Source organism: Streptomyces sp. NPDC002088, assembly GCF_040296605.1.
GTDB lineage: Bacteria > Actinomycetota > Actinomycetes > Streptomycetales > Streptomycetaceae > Streptomyces.
This window is the reverse complement of sequence record NZ_JBEOXO010000005.1, coordinates 32,351-47,219: the sequence shown is the minus strand read 5'-3', so window position 1 is coordinate 47,219 and position 14,869 is coordinate 32,351. Positions and strand designations below refer to the sequence as shown.

Annotated in this window: 10 protein-coding genes and 1 pseudogene; 6 read left to right on the top strand and 5 right to left on the bottom strand. The window is 71.4% G+C overall.

Annotated features, from left to right (window positions below):
* Positions 1-3: 3 nt before the first annotated feature.
* A complete protein-coding gene (locus ABT114_RS12320; protein WP_351141471.1) occupies positions 4-912 on the bottom strand; it encodes a LysR family transcriptional regulator in 909 nt (302 codons plus the stop codon).
* Positions 913-1,029: 117 nt separating this feature from the next.
* On the opposite strand from ABT114_RS12320, the gene ABT114_RS12315 reads away from it, so the two are divergent.
* The 6 genes from ABT114_RS12315 to ABT114_RS12290 all read left to right on the top strand — a co-directional run bounded on the left by ABT114_RS12315 (position 1,030) and on the right by ABT114_RS12290 (position 7,362).
* On the top strand, positions 1,030-1,857 hold the full coding sequence (locus ABT114_RS12315) for an oxidoreductase (protein WP_351141468.1): 828 nt from the start codon (positions 1,030-1,032) through the stop codon (positions 1,855-1,857).
* Positions 1,858-1,947: 90 nt separating this feature from the next.
* Complete coding sequence (locus tag ABT114_RS12310) at positions 1,948-4,062, top strand: autotransporter (RefSeq protein ID WP_351141466.1); 2,115 nt, start codon at positions 1,948-1,950, stop codon at positions 4,060-4,062.
* A gap of 215 nt (positions 4,063-4,277) precedes the next feature.
* Complete coding sequence (mmuM, locus tag ABT114_RS12305) at positions 4,278-5,234, top strand: homocysteine S-methyltransferase (RefSeq protein ID WP_351141464.1); 957 nt, start codon at positions 4,278-4,280, stop codon at positions 5,232-5,234.
* Between the two features lie 62 nt (positions 5,235-5,296).
* A complete protein-coding gene (locus ABT114_RS12300) occupies positions 5,297-5,620 on the top strand; it encodes a hypothetical protein (protein ID WP_351141462.1) in 324 nt (107 codons plus the stop codon).
* Positions 5,620-7,203, top strand: a complete 1,584-nt coding sequence (locus tag ABT114_RS12295; RefSeq protein WP_351141460.1) for an amidase — start codon at positions 5,620-5,622, stop codon at positions 7,201-7,203. The genes ABT114_RS12300 and ABT114_RS12295 overlap by 1 nt, the downstream gene beginning before the upstream one ends.
* A gap of 36 nt (positions 7,204-7,239) precedes the next feature.
* On the top strand, positions 7,240-7,362 hold the full coding sequence (locus ABT114_RS12290; RefSeq protein WP_351141458.1) for a hypothetical protein: 123 nt from the start codon (positions 7,240-7,242) through the stop codon (positions 7,360-7,362).
* 163 nt (positions 7,363-7,525) lie between these two features.
* On the opposite strand, the pseudogene ABT114_RS12285 reads toward ABT114_RS12290, so the two are convergent.
* The 4 genes and pseudogenes from ABT114_RS12285 to ABT114_RS12270 all read right to left on the bottom strand — a co-directional run.
* Positions 7,526-8,824: pseudogene (locus ABT114_RS12285) on the bottom strand (carboxylesterase/lipase family protein); the annotation flags it as partial.
* A gap of 112 nt (positions 8,825-8,936) precedes the next feature.
* A complete protein-coding gene (locus ABT114_RS12280; RefSeq protein WP_351141456.1) occupies positions 8,937-10,163 on the bottom strand; it encodes an alginate lyase family protein in 1,227 nt (408 codons plus the stop codon).
* A gap of 28 nt (positions 10,164-10,191) precedes the next feature.
* Positions 10,192-13,320: an alginate lyase family protein gene (locus ABT114_RS12275; protein WP_351141454.1), complete on the bottom strand. Its 3,129-nt coding sequence runs from the start codon at positions 13,318-13,320 to the stop codon at positions 10,192-10,194.
* Positions 13,317-14,837, bottom strand: coding sequence for a glycosyl hydrolase family 28 protein (locus ABT114_RS12270; RefSeq protein WP_351141452.1), 1,521 nt, complete (start codon positions 14,835-14,837; stop codon positions 13,317-13,319). Before ABT114_RS12270 ends, ABT114_RS12275 begins: the two co-directional genes overlap by 4 nt.
* Between the last annotated feature and the right edge of the window lie 32 nt (positions 14,838-14,869).

The following is a 14,869-nucleotide window of genomic DNA, read 5'->3' as shown; positions in this document are numbered from 1 at the left end:
CGTTCAGTCGAGGTCTCGGCCCGTCGCCCGTCGGCACGCCTCCGCATAGGCCCGCACCAGCGGGCGCCGCTCGCCGGCCCGCCAGGCGAGCGCGAGCCGGCTCGCCGAGACGCCGCGCACGGGCCGGGTGACGACACCGCCGCGGGTGAGCAGCGGCGCGTTGCCCGCGGCGAGCAGGACGACCCCGCGGCCGTCCACGAGGGCCTCGTACGTCTCGTCGGCACTCGCGGCCTCCGCGCCGATGCGGGCGGGGCGGCCTGCGCGGCCGTCGAGGGCGAGCCAGTAGTCGCGCAGCACTCCGGCGGATTCGGGGATGGCGATGAACGGTTCGTCGAGGAGGTCCGAGAAGTCGATCTCCGGGCGGCCCGCGAGACGATGCGTGTCCGGAAGGGCGACGTGGCGGGGCTCCTCGGCCACCACCACCCACTCGTAGCGCTCCGCGTCCGGCACCGGCAGCCAGACGAACGCGGCGTCCACCGAGCCGTCCGCGAGTCCGACACTGGAGTCCGTCCAACTCACCTGCCGCAGCCGGACCTTGGCCGCCGGATGCGTCTCACTGAACCGGGACCTGATGGCGGGGAGCAGGCCGCCGCGACCCGGGCTCGTGCTCATTCCGACGACGAGGGTGGCCTGCTGCTCGGTCTTGGCGCGCTCCACGGCGTCGGCCGCGGCGTCCCAGTCGGCGAGTACCCGGCGCGCGTACGGCAGGAGGGCCGAGCCCACCGCGGTCAGCCGCACTCCCTGCCGGTCTCGCTCGAACAGGTCTGCCCCCAACTTCCGTTCCAGCAGGCGAATTTGCTTGCTCAGCGCGGGCTGCGAGACGAAGAGGCGCTCGGCGGCACGGGTGAAGTGCAGCTCCTCCGCGACCGAAACGAAGTACCGCAGGTCCCGTCCATGCACGTCCATCGCCATAACCGTTGGCTATCACGGCGGGTCTTGGACGGGCGACCGGGTTTCCCGCGAGGCTCTTCCCATCGACAGCGGGAGATCCGCCAAAGATCCAACCGGAGATCCACGAAGGAGCTTGACATGAGCAAGGTTTGGCTGGTCACAGGTGCGAACAGCGGTTTCGGACGGGCGTTCACCGAGGCGGCCGTAGCGGCCGGCGATGTCGTGGTCGCCACCGCCCGCAGGCCCGAGGCACTGGCCGATCTGACGGCGGCTCACCCCGACCAGGTCGAGGCACTCGCCCTCGACGTCACGGATCCGGCGGCCATCACCGCCGTCGTGGCCGATGTGGTGGAGCGGCACGGGCGGATCGACCTCCTGGTCAACAACGCGGGCCGTGGCCATGTCGGTTCCGCCGAGGAGACCACGGACGCCGAACTGCGGTCGCTCTTCGACCTGCACTTCTTCGGACCGGCCTCGCTGGTGCGGGCCGTACTGCCGCACATGCGGCGCCGTCGTTCGGGGGCGATCGTGCAGATGAGCAGCATGGGCGGGCAGATGTCGTTCCCCGGGTTCTCCGCGTACAGCGGTACGAAGTTCGCGGTCGAAGGCTTCTCGGAAGCGCTGGCCGCCGAGGTCGGCCCGCTCGGCATCAAAGTGCTGGTCGTGGAGCCGGGCGCCTTCCGCACCAACCTGATGCGCGGCACCACCGCCAGCGAGGAGATCGCCGACTACGCGGACACGGTCGGTCCCACGCGACAGATGGTCGCCGCCGGTGACGACGGCCATCCCGGTGACCCGGCCAAGGGTGTCGCGGCGATCCTCACCGCCCTCGACGCCGAGAACACCCCGCTGCGGCTGCCGCTCGGCGACGACGGGCTGGATGCCGTGGTCGGCCACCTCGACCGGCAGCGGGCGGAGATCGCCACGTGGGAGAAGGTGGCACGGGACACGGCGTTCGACGTGTGACGGGGTTTGCCGGGACCGGAACATCTCAGGTGCGGCGAGGCCGCGGTCAAGTTTCTGTTATCGGCCGCCGCCCCGCCCGTCTCCGATGACGTGCGCAGCCATACCCACAGAACAGCAGCGACCGTAGGCGCCCTCGCGGCGGTCGCCGCCCTCCTCACCACTACGCCCCCCGCGGTCGCCGCCGAAGCCCGGGACGTCACCGCGGACGTCCTCGCGGGCCGGGATGTGACGCTCGGCGGGGACGCGGTGGTCACCCCGCCGGCCGGGACGACGACGTACGACGGGGTGTTCCGCGGGCAGGGCACGCTCACCGTGCGCGGCGGCGGGACGCTGGTCCTCACCAAGGACAGCGACTTCACGCTGCCCGCCTCGCGGCAGCGGCAGAAGGTGACGACGCGGGGCGGCAACCACCCGTACACCACCGTGGCCGACCCCGACCCGCCGGCGATCACCGTGGAACGCGGCGCGACCCTGCAGTACGGCACGGGCGGCGGGACCGGGCTGATCGGCCACTTCCCCTACAGCACGCCCGGCTATCGGCTGAACCAGCTCAACATCCGGGTCGACGGCACGCTACGGCTGTCCCTGACCCGCACCTTCAACATCGGCACCATCAGCGGCTCGGGCCTGGTCACGCAGCCGCGCACCATGTGGGGCACCCTCGACCTGGCCGGCACCCACCCCTTCTCCGGGGTCATCGACAACGGCACGGGGATGGCGGCCGGCCGTCCCGAGTACCCGGTGGCGCTGCCCAACGCCCGCGCGATCCTCAACCAGGGCTCCTGGATCATCGACACCCCGCTGTACCAGACGATCACGCTCCGGCAGGACTTCTACCAGCGCGAGTACGGCAGTGACGTCAACGTCCATACGCGTCCCGGCAGCAAGGTCGTACTCACGGGGCAGTACAGCTACAGCGACCAGGGCGGCGACACGCATCCTTCACTCAGCGATCCGGACCTCAACTGGCATGCCGTCGCACACCAGTCGAACAAGCGCGGCACCAACATCGAGGGCGCCGACATGCAGTGGGGGGACGGGACCACGCATCGGATCTTCATGCCGGGGACCAAGGACACCGTCTACGTCAACCTGCACGAGGCGAGCGGACGGCGGTCACTGCTGACGTTCGACTACAACGGGCCGGTGACGCTGGGCGCACCGATCGGCGGCGGCAGGTACCACGACACGCTGGGCGCGCCCGGTGCCGGGGACGTCGTCGTCGCGGGGACCCGGGGCAACGACGTGACGTTCGCGGCGCAGCAGTACTACGACGGCTCGACGACCGTGGAGAAGGCGGCGGTGCTGCGGCTCGGTTCCGGCGAGAAGGGCGGTGACGGGTCGCTGCTGACAGGGACGGAGCGGCGCCGGATCGTGGACGACGGGACCCTCGTCGTCCAGAACGTTACAACTTCCGTGAAACTGTCACACTTCGGCGGCAAGGGGTCCCTGGTGCAGTCCGGCGCCGCCAGGACGACGCTGACGGGCGGCGCGGTGACGTACACGGGGTCGACGACCATCGCCAAGGGCACCCTCGCGCTGCGATCGGGGGCGACTCTCGCACACAGCAGGACGATCCGGCTCACGACGGCGGGGGCGCGGCTCGACCCGGGCACGACGGGGCTGCGGGTGGCGACCACGCTCACCGGCAAGGGCACGGTGCAGGGGGCTGTCACGAACGACGGCGTGGTGACGGGCGGCCTCACGGTGACCGGGAGCTACACACAGAGCACGAAGGGCAAACTGATCCTGCGGGACAAACCGTTGAAGGTGACCGACGCGGTCCGGCTGGCCGGGGACCTCGATCTGTCCGCCGCCGGCACCGATCCCGCGGCCGAGATCACCGTCGTCGACCACACGGGCCGGTCGAAGAACACCGGCACCTTCACCGGACTGCGCGAAGGGGCCGAGCTGAAGCTCGCCGACACCACGTACCGGATCAGCTACCGGGGCGGCGACGGCAACGACGTCGTCCTGACCGCCTCCACCGCGAGCCCGTCGGCGACCGCACCCGGCGGCAAGGCCTCGTCCGGGGCGGTACCGGCCGACACCCGCAGCGCGGGCGCCGCCGAGGACACACGGTTCGGCTGGTGGCCGTACGCGCTCGGGCTCGGACTGCTGGGCGGGCTGCTGGTCCCGGCGGCCCGGCGCACCCGCCGTGGCGGACGGCGCGGGGGCGGCCGCCATGCCGCACAGCGGACTTGACTGCCCGTCAGCGGCCGGTCGGTGCCTCCGGAAACCCCAGCTGAGGCGCCAGCGCACGCGCCTCGGCGGCCCAGCCCGCGAGTCCGGTGCGGTATCGCGCCCCGTAAGGGGCGCGGGGCTATGTCGATATGCGGCTCCGCCGCGTGGGCGCGACCGGCCCCCACCGGCCCGCGGGTTCGTCATCGCGCTTCCAGCGGAGCGCTTAGTGTCGTGACATGACCAGCGACACCCCTGCCCCCGACCCCGAAACCCCCGCCTGCGAAGCCCTCGCCGAGGCCCTCGCCGCCCGCACCGTCGTCCTCGACGGCGGCATGTCCAACCAGCTGGAGTCCGCCGGACACGACCTCGGCGACGACCTGTGGTCGGCGCGGCTGCTCGCCGAGCGGCCCGAGGCGATCACCGAGGCGCACCTCGCCTACTTCGAGGCCGGTGCGGACGTGGCCATCACGTCCAGCTACCAGGCCACCTTCGAGGGCTTCGCCAAGCGCGGTATCGGCCGCGAGGAGGCGGCCCGGCTGCTCGGGCTGAGCGTGGAGCTGGCCCGCGAGGCAGCACGGCAGGCCCACGCCAAGAGCGCGACGCGTCCGCTGTGGGTGGCCGCGTCGGTCGGTCCGTACGGGGCGATGCTGGCGGACGGCTCCGAGTACCGGGGCCGCTACGGCCTGAGCGTCGACGAACTGGAGCGCTTCCACCGCCCCCGCCTGGAGGTGCTGGCCGCCGCCGGTCCCGACGTCCTCGCCCTGGAGACGGTCCCCGACGCCGACGAGGCCCGGGCGCTGCTGCGGGCGGTGCGCGGGCTCGGGGTGCCGGCCTGGCTGTCGTACACCGTCGCCGGCGACCGCACGCGCGCCGGGCAGCCGCTGGAGGAGGCCTTCGCCCTGGCCGCCGACGCGGACGAGGTCATCGCGGTCGGCGTGAACTGCTGCGCCCCCGAGGACGCGGACGCGGCCGTCGAGGCGGCGGCGCGCGTCACCGGCAAGCCGGTCGTGGTCTACCCCAACAGCGGCGAGGTCTGGGACGCCGAGGCACGCGCCTGGACGGGCCGCTCCTCCTTCGCCTCCGAACAGGTGGAGGGCTGGCGGGAGGCCGGGGCGCGGCTGATCGGCGGCTGCTGCCGGGTGGGCCCCGAGGCGATCGCGTCGATCGCGGGGACGCTGAATCCTGTTCGCTAGCGGGGCACTCGCGCCGTAACTCCGGTGAAGCACGGGGTCAATGAGGACTTCATCGACCGGTGATGAAGTCCCCGTACCCGTCGCCGATCATGGAGGCCGTTGTGACCGAGCCGCCCACTCAGGACCAGCTTGACGCGTACGTACGGACCCGGCTCGCGCTCGCCGGGTTCGACCTCTCCCTGCTGCCGGAGCAGGCCGATCCCGCGACAGGAGTTCCGACGCGGGCCCAAGTCCTCGCCTCTCTCCGGTCGTTCGTGGCGTCCACGCCGGGGGCGATAGCCGGCTGGACACCGGCCGCCGACAGCCCCGCGTCCGCACAGCAGGCCTCTCCCCCGCTGCTGTACCCGTCGATCACCGAGGCGTGGACCGGGAAGGCGGGCGCGTGATGAGCAGGTCCCTCAACCGACGAGTGTTTCTGGCGAGTTCGGCGGCGTTGGCGTCGAGCGGGGTCTCGCTGGGGACGGCTGCCGCGGCACCGGCAGCCCCCGCCGCGGGCGTCCCGTCCATACGCGTCCCCGACATCGATGTACGGCAGGCGGCCCTGGACGACCCCTCCGAGGCCACCCTCGCCGAGGCCGCGGTCCTGATGCGGCGCGGAAAGCTGACGTCGACCGGGCTCACCCAGGCGTACTTGGACCGCATCGAGCGCCTCGACTCCACCTACCAGGCGTACGCGGAGGTCACCGCGGACGCGGCGCTGCAGGCCGCCCGCAAGGCGGACCAGGCCGACCGGGGATCGGGCGGCGGCCCGCTGCGCGGCATCCCCCTGTGCATCAAGGACAACTACTTCACGCGGGGCGTGCCCACTCGGTGCAACTCGTACATCTTCGCGGACTTCGTCCCTGAGGAGGACGCCACCGCCGTGGCGCGACTGAAGGCGGCCGGCGGAATCCTGCTCGGGAAGGGGCAGATGGGCCCGCTGGCCACCACCCGCGCCACGACGCCGAACGGCACGGTGACCACGGTCAACGCCTGGACGCCCGACGACCCGTCGGTCGATCCGGGCGGTTCCTCGACCGGCCCGGCCTGCGCTGTGGCCGCGCGGCTCGCCTCCTCGTCGATCGGGACGCAGACCGGCGGTTCGATCGTGCTGCCGTCCAACCAGCAGAATCTGACCGGCCTGAAGCCGACGATGGGCCGGGTGTCGGTGCACGGTGTCATCCCGCTGTCGTTCACGCGTGACCACTCGGGGCCGCTGGCCCGCGACGCCCTGGACGCGGCGATCATGCTCCAGGTCATGGCCGGACCGGACGCGAACGATCCACGCACGCTGGGGCTTCCGGCCGTGCCGGACCTGATCAGGGCGGCCACCCCCGTCGTCGCCCGCGGCGGCGCGGTCCGCCTGCGGCGGGCCACGAAGATCGGCGTGCCCGCCGATTTCCTGTCCGCCCAGAAGGAAGTGCGGGGCGCGTTCCTCGACCGACTCGACGCGATCCCGGGCGTGACACTCGTCGACGTCGTCTACCCGGACGACTGGACGCTGCTCACCGGCACGTTCAACGCGGCCCGGCTCGCCGAGCGCACCGAGCCCTTCCGGCACTGGCTGCGCAACGACCCCGCCAAGTTCGGAGTCTCACTGCTGAGTTGGCTCCAGGGACTCATGCTGTCGGGCGACGAGTGGATCACCGCTCAGCGGGCCAAGAACCACCTGCTGCGCGAAGTGCTGGACAGCGTGCTCGACACCTGCGACGTGGTCCTCCAGACCGGCCCCGTCCCCTTCGACATCCTCGGACTGCCCGAACTCGCCCTCCCTATCGGGTTCGACGACGCCGGCGTGCCCGTCGGCGCGATCCTCGGCGGTCAGCCGTACGAGGAGGACCGGCTGCTGGAGGTCGCCGCGGCCCACCAGGCGGTCACCGACTGGCACACCCGTCGCCCGGCGGACCCGACGACGGGCACCCGGCTGCGGCTGGCGCCCGCCGCGCGGCCTCGGGTGTCGGCCGAGGAGGCGGCCGAGACGTCGGCGTAGGCGTCCCGGCCGTGACATCGGCGCGGGCACGGCCGGGTGATCAGTGCCGACGAGCGCCGCCGGAGCGACGGAGCCGCCGTACCGCTGAGCGCAGTTCCGTACTACGCGTGGGCCAACCGGGAGGAAGGTGCGATGCGGGTGTGGATTCCGGAGGGCTGACGTCGGCCGTCCACAGGGCACGTTCGGCATCCCGCGGACCGTATGCAATATGCGGGCTGCCGTCGCCGAAAATCTGCACAGGATGTGCGCCGTCCCACGCCTGCCACCCAGGGTCACCCTGGACGGCGAACCGCACCCACGCTGCGTGCATGGCGTCGGCCAGCTCAGTCGGGGCACCCTCTCCGGCGAGTTTGCGCGCCTCCGGGACATCGCCGGTGTCGAACACGAAGCCGAGCTCCAGGGCGTGGCAGGCGCCGAGGCCGGGCAGCTGCGACGACCACGCGAACTCGTAGACGTACGACGATCCCGGCCGGGCGTCGGCCAGCCGGTGCAGCGGGATCCGCAGCAGATGGTCGGTGACCATCTGGCCGACGATCTCGGCGGTGCCGGCGTCGGGGTGCAGGGCACGGTAGCCGCGCACCACCTCGCTGCCGCAGCGGCAGCGGGCCATGGCGCCCGCCAGGGCGACCGGTCCGAGCCGGTCGACGCGTTCCAGCAGCCCACCCGGCACCAGCCACAGCCGGTACTCGTCGCGGGTCCAGCCCAGGAGCAGGTCGGCTCCCGGGGCACCAGACCCTTCGACCAGCGCCTCCAGGGGGTCTCGGGGCACGAGGTCGCCGTCGACGACGATACCGAAGGCGGGCCCGCCCAGGACCGGGCTGCTGAGGCGGCCGACCTCGGCCTGGGTCCTGAGCAGCAGCGCGCGGTCGACGGCGGCGAAGGCCTCGGCGGTGGCGGGAATCTTCAGCCGGGTCGCCATCCGGCGCACCACGCGCCGTACCTTGTCCCGCTCCACGGCCTCCGGCGGCCCGCTCTGCAGCACGGCCCGCCGGAACAGCCCCTGCGCCTGCGGGGCGGCGATCAGCGCACCGATGCTGATCGCGCCCGCCGACTGCCCGAACAGGGTCACCCGGCCGGCGTCGCCGCCGAACGCCTCGATCGACTCGTGCACCCACCGCAGCGCGGCGAGCTGGTCACGCAGGCCGGGGTTGGGCGGGGCATCCGGAAACAGTCCGTAGCCCTCCACTCCCAGTCTGTAGTTGACGGAGACGAGCACGACCCCGTCCCGGGCGAAGGGGTGCCCGTCGTACACGGGCACGGCCGACGAGCCGCGGGTCAGCGCGCCGCCGTGCAGCCACACCATGACCGGCAGCCGGGCACCCGGGCCCGGCTCCGGCGTCCACACGTTCAGGTTGAGACAGTCCTCGCCCGGCACGACCGGGTCGGACAGATACTGCGCGAAGGCCTCCGAGTACGGCGGTTTCGGCGCTGTCGGCCCGAACACGCCCGTGTCGCGCACGCCGACCCAGGGCTCGGGCGGCACCGGCGGCCGGAACCGGCGGGGGCCGAAGGGGGGTGCGGCGTACGGGATACCCCGGAACACCGCGATCCCCCGCTCGTATCTGCCGCGTACCGCCCCGTACGGGGTCCTGACCACGGGATCCGCCCGGCCTGCCGTCATGTGCCCACCAGCCCTTCGCCGTGCTCGCGCACCGGTAAGACCAGAGCACCACACCGGCGCGTGGTATTCCGGTGCACGAGGCCGCTTCAGGGCCGTTCGGCGTACGACGGGGCTATTTGGCGTACATCAGCGTGCCGAATCCGAGCTGGTCGTAACCGCCGCTGGTGGAGCCGTAGTCCCCGCCGCCGCCCTCGGGGGCGACCGAGAAGCACATCTGGGAGATGTACCTGTCGTCCAGGTACAGGCGTCGGTTGTAGTGGTAGTGCAGCATCGCCCAGACGGGACGGACCTGGCCGCGGGAGGCGGCGGAGATCGCGGTCTGCGACTGCTGGGCGCAGTTCTGGCCGCTGCCCCACGTGTAGGTGGTGAACGGGACGTCGGAGCCCAGGTTGTACTTGGCGACGTACTGTGCGGCCTTCATGAACCGCTTGTCGTCATACGAGTAGAGGTCGTCGCCCTGGTTCCAGGCCATCTCGCAGATCGCACCCATCTGGCCCATGCCCAGCACGGAGTGCCCCTGGTCGCGGCCGGACTCCTGCCACTGGCCGAGGGCGTAGCCGTCGGCGTCGGTGTAGAGGTACGGCACGGCGTGCGCGAGGGAGCCGTTGCCGGCGCCGGACTTGAAATAGGTGACGGCCTGGTCGTACTTGGTGCCGTCGTCGGTGAGGATCCCGATGGCCATGATGGAGGCCAGGGTGCACAGGTCCCAGTTGGCCCAGTAGTTGGTGATACAGGCGTCGTTGTGGCCGGTGAGGAACTGGTTGTTGAGCGGGTAGAAGACGTCGGCCATCATCTGCTGGAAGGCGGCGAGGTCGAAGCCGCCGTAGTCGCGCATCAGCTCGGCCGCGTTGGCGAACTGCCAGCCGTAGAGGCCGGCGGCGAGGAAGCGGTCCGCGTTGCCGGTGACCGTGGTGAGCGTCGACGACCACGCGTTGAGGATGGCCGCCGCGCACTGGGCGTTGGCTTCGGTGCCGCCGACCTGCCAGCGCAGGGCGTTCTGGTAGGCGGCGGCGATGTCGTTGTAGAGGATGCCGTAGTTCTCGCCCGTGCCGCCCCGGATGATCGTGGCCTGGGGGTTGGGCGTCCAGGTGGACTGGGCGTGGGAGTTGGCGGTCAGTTTGTTCCAGCCGGACAGCCAGGGGTCGGTGCTGGCCGCGACCCTGACCTTGGCCCGGTTGATGTCGCCCCAGTTGTGCAGCATGCCGGGGTGGGTGAAGGTCGCCGGGGCGGCGGTGGCGGAAGCCGTGCCGAGGGCGAGGGCGGCGGTGAGACCGCCGGCGGTCTTCAGCAGACCGCGGCGGCTCACATGCTGGTGGAGGTGGGGGGATGTGCGGCTCATTGCGGAGCTCTCCCGTCCGTGGGGGGGATCAGGTCGTGGTGATGCTCATGTCGTCGAACTCGGAGGTGCAGAGGGCGAGGGGGCTGCGGGAGCAGACCACCGGGCCCACGTAGTAGGGGGCGTCGCCGAAGCCGGGGACCGACCCCTGGGCGAGGAGGCTCCAGGTGGCGCCGTCATCGGTGGAGACGGAGGCGGCAAAGACGGTCCCGGTGCGCTTCAGCCGCAGCAGCAGGGGCAGTTGGACAGGGGTCGCCCCGGAGAAGGCGGAGGCGCCCGCCACCGTGGGGCGCAGCATCAGCTGGGCGCTGCTCCCGCCCGTGACGATCACCCCGGCCGCCTGGTCGAACGGCGACAGCGACTTGGCCATGAGCAGCCCGACCCGGTCGGCGGTGGCCCCGCTGCGGGAGACCAGACGGGCGGTGATCTCGCCGTCGCCGGTGACGGACTGTCGTACGAACTGGCCCGTCATTCCCTGGGAGTTGACATTGAGGTCGACACCGGAGCCCCGCACGGTGAAGGTCCCGTCCACGTACGTCGTGTCGCCCGGGGTGAGCACGGCCACCACGCCGAGCGTGCCGAGCGCACGCTGGTCGAGGACCACGTCACCGAGGTCGCCGTGGGTCCAGGGGGCGGGCAGGGGTGCCGCTCCGGCGGCGGTGGGGACGGTGAAGGCGGTGGTGGGCGCGGTGACGGTCGGCATCGACGCGGTCGCCGTCGCCGAACGCGGGCCACGGCCACCGACGTTGGTCTTCGCCACGGCGTAGTGGTACGTCGTCCCTGGCTCACCCGTGGCGTCCGCGTACCGGATGCGGGTGCCGAAGCCGACCGCGCCGACGTCGGTGGCGAGGGTCTCGTAGGGGCCGCGGGCGCGGGTGGAGCGCAGGACGGTGTAGCGGGCCGAGAGGTCCGGGTCGGTCCAGGCCAGCTCCACAGCGCCGGTGCCGGTCGTGGCCCGCAGGTCGCCGGCGGTGCGGGCGGGGCGCGGCACGCGCCAGACGTCGCCGGCCTCCGCGGTGACGCTTACGTTGTCGAAGGCGCCGGTGCCGGTCTCGGCGTACTCGGCATCAACGCCCAGGCAGGAGGCGAGAGCGAGGCCAGCGTATGCAGTGTGCGACATACCGTCGACCTCGGCGCTACCGACTACGGTCCACTGCATACCGTCCGCAGAGATGGCCCCGGTACACCGGCGGCCCTTGCGGGTCACCCGCACCCAGTACGGCGCCCGCAGCCGGTATCCGTCGCCCGCGCCCTCCACGTACGGCGCCTCCAGGGGCGTCGCCGACTCGGGCAGCGCGCCGAGGTCGGATATCGGGAAGGAGGCTCTGCTGGTGATGGCCTCCTGCTGGGACGGCGGTACGGGGGTGCTGCCGGTCGCCGACACCGGCGCCCCGGTCCGCGGGCGTACCGTCCACACCCCGCTCCAGGTGTGCAGAGGCAGCCCCTGGATCAGCATCGAGGCGTGGGCGGCGTCCGCGTCGAGCGAGGCCCGGACGGTGACACCGATCTTGGAGTACTGGGAGCTGAGCGGCCACACGATCCGCGCGGTGACCGTGCCGTCGCCGCGCAGCGGCACATACGCGAGGCGGTGGGTGTCGGCGGTACCGGAAGCCTCCAGCACGAAGCGCTCGCCGTCGAAGCCGGCGGAGCCGGGGATCCTCACCTCCCCGACATCCCGGGTGGACCAGGGAGCGGGCAGGCCGGCCACGGCAGTCGCCGGGCTCGAATCAGAGCTGCTGCCAAGGGAGTTGGCGGCGGTGACGGTGTAGTGGTAGGTCCGGCCCGGGCGTACGCCCCCGTCCGTGTACGTCGGCTCGTCGACTCCGGAGGCGATCTCCTCGTACGGGCCCTCGGGGCGAGTGGCTCGTCGGACGGTGTACGCGCTCGCCCAGGCGGACGGCAGCCAGGCCACCGTGACGGCCGTGTCGTCACCGCCCGCCGTCACGCCCGCCGGAGGCGCCGGCACGGTCGGGGTGGACGGGGTCGCGCCGGCGTAGGCGAAGGTGCCCCAGCTGGGCAGGTCGTCGTTGCTGCCCTCGACGACGCGGGCGCCGCCGGTGCCACGGAAGACGGCGGCCTTGGTGTACGGGGCGTCGAGACCGCGGACGCCGGCGTAGTGGGCGTAGTACATCTCGTAGATCGGGGGCAGGGTGCCGCGTCCGGTCGCCGAGACGGCCTGTTTGATGTACTTGCCGGTGCGGTCGAGGTCGGGGGTGAAGGGGACGTCGCCGCCGAGGTTGTAGCGGGCGGCGTACTCGGCGTTCGCCAGGATGCGGTTGCCGTCGAGACCGAACAGGTCCACGCCCTGATTCCACGCGACCTGCGCAGCGTCACCCATCAGGCCGACGGCGAGTTGCTCGTGCCCCTGGTCACGGCCGCTCTCCTGGCCCTGGCCGGACGCGTTGACCACCCGGTGCGGGACGCTGCCGTTCCCGGCACCGGCTGCGGCGTAGCGCAGGGCGTCCTCGAAGAGGGTGCGTTCCTCACAGAACACGCTGATGGCCAGGATGGTCTGAATGGCTGTCAGATCCCAGTTGCCGTTGGCGTAGAGCATGTAGCCGGAGACGGCCGGATACCAGACGTCCAGGAAGGACCGCTCGCAGCGCGTGATGTCGGCGTCGGCCCAGCCGTCGTAGTCGGTGTGGCGCAGTAGTTCGGCCGCGTTGGCGAACTTGAAGCCCTGGAGGCCGGCGCCGAGCGGGCCGTCGGCGCCGGTGACGATCGTCAGGGACGCCAACCAGGCGTTGAGGATGTCGCGGGCCTTGTCGGCGTGTGCGCGGTCGCCGGTGACGGACCAGATCAGGGCGTTCTGGTAGGCGGCGGCCGAGTCTGCGACGGCCTGGTTCATGAAGTTGGAGGGGCCGCGGCCCCAGGAGGTGATCTGGCCGGTGTTCTGGACGGTGTACGTCGCCTGCGAGCGGGCGTGGGCCGCGAGGGCGAGGAAACCGTCATGGACCGGGGACTGCTCGGCCTCGATCGCGGCCTTCATACGGGCGAGATCGGCGGTCGTGTGCAGGAGGCCCGGGTGGGTGAACGCGAAGGCGGAGTCCGTGGCGCCGTCGGCTGCCCGGGCCGCGGGCACGAACAGGGAGTTCGTGCCCGCGGCGAGCAGCAGCGCCGTGGAGGACTTCAGCAGGCCGCGGCGGCTGATCGGGGTCACTGCGCGGCCGCCTCCGCCTCGGCGGTGGTGAGGAACCTCAGGTTCAGGACGTGCTCGTTGTAGTACCACTGCACGGAGTCGGTGGTGTAGTACCAGGTGGGCTTCTTCATCGAGTCGGCGACGACCGTGCCGTTGATCACCAGGTTCTCGAAGGTGACGTTCTTGATGGCGTGGTCGGCGTCGTAGCCGAGAAAGAGCGACGGATTGGCGTGGGTGCCGTTGTAGCTGAGGTTCTTGACGTAGACGTCCTCGATGCCACGGCCGACCGAGGTGTTGTACTTCGTGTTGTACATGACCCGCATGTGGATCACCTGGCCCCAGCGGAAGTCCTCGATCCGTACGTCCTCGATGCGGACGTTCTTGATCAGGTTGGAGTCGCCGGGGTTGAGCGCGATGCAGCCCTGGTAGCCCATCTGGGGTTCGCGGTGGTCGAGGATGTCGAGGTTCTTGATGACCAGGTTCTCGATGATCTCGGGGGCCTCGGTGTTGCCGTGCGTGCCGACGTTGATCGGGTGCGCGACGTCCGCCCACAGGGTGCAGTTCTGGATGGTGACGTCGCGGGTGTCGCCGTAGTAGTCCCAGCGGTGGGCGTAGATCGCGAAGCAGTCGTCGGAGTTGCGCATGAAGCAGCCGTCGAAGACGACGTCGGTGGAAGAGAAGACGTCGAAGCCGTCGCCGTTGCCCTTGGAGCTGAACGAGCGGGCCTTCTTGACGTGGACGTTCTCGCTCTCGCCGAAGGTGCCCGCGTACCCGTTGGGGTTCATGATGATGACGTCCTCGACGCGGATGTTCTTGCTGCCCTCGCACAGGACGCCGCCGGGGCCCGCGTACAGCATGCCGTGGCCGGTCAGGCGGGCCTTCTCGACGTCCTTGAAGAAGACCTGGGCCTTCAGGACGGCGCCGCCGGCCAGATGGACGGTCTTGCCGCTGGGGACGGTGAGGACGTTGCCGGTGACGGTGTGCACGCCGGGGCCGAAGTAGATGACGTCCGGGTCGTCCTCGGCGGGCGGGTGCCGGTCGACGCGGTTGGTGATGACGTGCAGGCAGTCGAAGATCTCGTCGTTGACCTGGACGACGACGTCACGCGGCTCGTCGAGGGTGAAGCGCAGGGTGTCGCCGAGGAGTTCGGGCGTGATGCCGAGCGCGTCCGGTCTCACCCGGGCCTTGGTGGTGCCGCCCTTGAGGTAGGTCACCTCGATCTCGACGGAGCCGCAGAAGTCGAAGTACACCATCGACGTGTTGTAGACCTTGCCGGAGCCGGTGGTGGCGTTGATCTCCTCCAGTTGCGGCCGCCAGATGTCGAGGGTCTGCCACTCGCCGTCGGGAGCGGTGCGGACTCTCACCTTGAAGCTGGTGTTGGTCGGCATGTCGGCCGGGCGCGGGTAGGTGACCAGCTTGGGTGCGGAGTTGTCGTCGTCCGCGTGGGCCGCTGTGGCCGTCATGCCGGACAGACCGGCGGCGAGCACGGTGGCACCCGCGGCCTGGAGGGCGGTGCGGCGGGACAGGGGCGTGTTCATGCAGGACTCCTTGCGAAAGACAAGCCGGAAGG